We start from the raw sequence: 1746 nt of genomic DNA on the forward strand, positions 1-1746 counted from the left end.
ATTTATGCGTGAACCTGTGAGCCATTGCATTAACCGATATCGATACCCTGCTATTCTGCTGGATCTCCGAGCTGAAGGTGCTTCGAATTGGTGATGCCGTTAAGGACGATTCAGCAAACTTGCGAGAAGACTGGTCCGTTACCCAGCAGATCTTTGATCTTTAACCTAGGAGTGCGGCGTGAGTGAAGTGGTCAAGCTCGAGCGTCATGACGAAGTCGGGATCGTCACGGTCAACAGCCCTCCGGTCAATGCGCTGAGTGCCGCAGTCCGCGGCGGTATTTTGGAGTGCGTCAAGACCGCGATCGCTGATCCCGCGATCAAGGGCATCGTGCTGACCTGCGCCGGCCGCACCTTCATCGCGGGCGCCGACATCACCGAGTTCGGCAAGCCGCCAAAGCCGCCGGCGGTGAAAGACGTGCTCTCCGAGATAGAGAATTCGCCCAAGGCCATCGTGGCCGCCATTCACGGCACCGCGCTCGGTGGCGGTCTCGAGGTCGCGCTGGCCTGTCATTTCCGCGTGGCGGTCAAGGAGGCCAAGCTCGGCCTGCCCGAGGTCAAGCTCGGCCTGCTGCCGGGCGCCGGCGGCACCCAGCGCCTGCCGCGCGCGGTTGGGCCTGAGCTCGCCGTCAAGATGATCGTCGGCGGTGATCCCATCGGCGCCGCCGAAGCGCTGAAGCACGGCCTGATCGAGGAGATCGTCGAAGGCCCGGCTTCCGGCGGCGAAGCCTTTGTGCGCAAGCTGCTGGCCGAGAAGCGTCCGCTGCGCCGTCTGCGCGACGACGATTCCAAAATAGCGGCGGCCAAGGCCGACCGTTCGATCTTCACCAATGCAGTCGCCGCCATGACCAAGAAGTCGCGCGGCCTGGAAGCGCCGTTCGCAGCGGCCGACGCCGTCGGCTACGCCATCGACCTGCCGTTCGACGAGGGCCTCAAAAAGGAGCGCGAGGGCTTCCTGAAGCTCGTCACCAGCGATCAGTCCAAGGCGCAGCGCTATGCCTTCTTCGCCGAGCGCGGGGCCAGCAAGATCGCCGGCGTTCCTGAGGGGACCAAGCCACGGCCGGTGAACCGCGTCGCCATCCTCGGCGCCGGCACGATGGGCGGCGGCATCGCGATGTCCTTTGCCAATGCCGGCGTTCCCGTCACCCTGATCGAGACCGGCGAGGAGCAGCTCAAGCGCGGCATGGGGGTGATGCAGAAGAACTGGGAAGCGACGGCCGCGCGTGGCGGCATTCCCGCCGATGCACCGGCCAAGCGCATGGCGCTGATCAACGGCGTCATCGGCATCGAGAATGCCGGCGATGCTGACCTCGTCATCGAGGCCGTGTTCGAGACCATGGCGCTGAAGAAGGAGGTGTTCGGCAAGCTCGATCAATATGCCAAGCGTGGCGCGGTGCTCGCTTCCAACACTTCCCTTCTGAACATCGACGAGATCGCGAAGGCGACCAAGCGTCCGCAGGACGTGCTCGGCATGCACTTCTTCTCGCCCGCTAACGTGATGAAGCTGTGCGAGATCGTCCGTGCGGAGAAGACTGCGCCGGATGCGCTGGTAACGGCCGTGTCCATCGCGCGAAGAATTGCCAAGGTACCAGCGGTAGTCGGCGTCTGCCACGGTTTTGTGGGCAACCGCATGCTGGCTCAGCGCAGTAAACAGTCGGAGAAGCTGTTGTCTGAAGGCGCGCTGCCGCAGCAGATCGACGCGGTGGTGACAAAATTTGGCATGCCAATGGGGCCGTTCGCCATGAGCGA

At 63.6% G+C, this 1746-nt stretch carries 1 protein-coding gene; it reads left to right on the forward strand.

The window, feature by feature from the left end; translation table 11 throughout:
* Positions 1-178 precede the first annotated feature (178 nt).
* The coding region (locus AC0L2O_RS36105) for a 3-hydroxyacyl-CoA dehydrogenase NAD-binding domain-containing protein (RefSeq protein WP_473373110.1) at positions 179-1746 on the forward strand (1568 nt) is incomplete at its 3' end.

This window comes from Bradyrhizobium sp. Kon10, assembly GCF_055807395.1.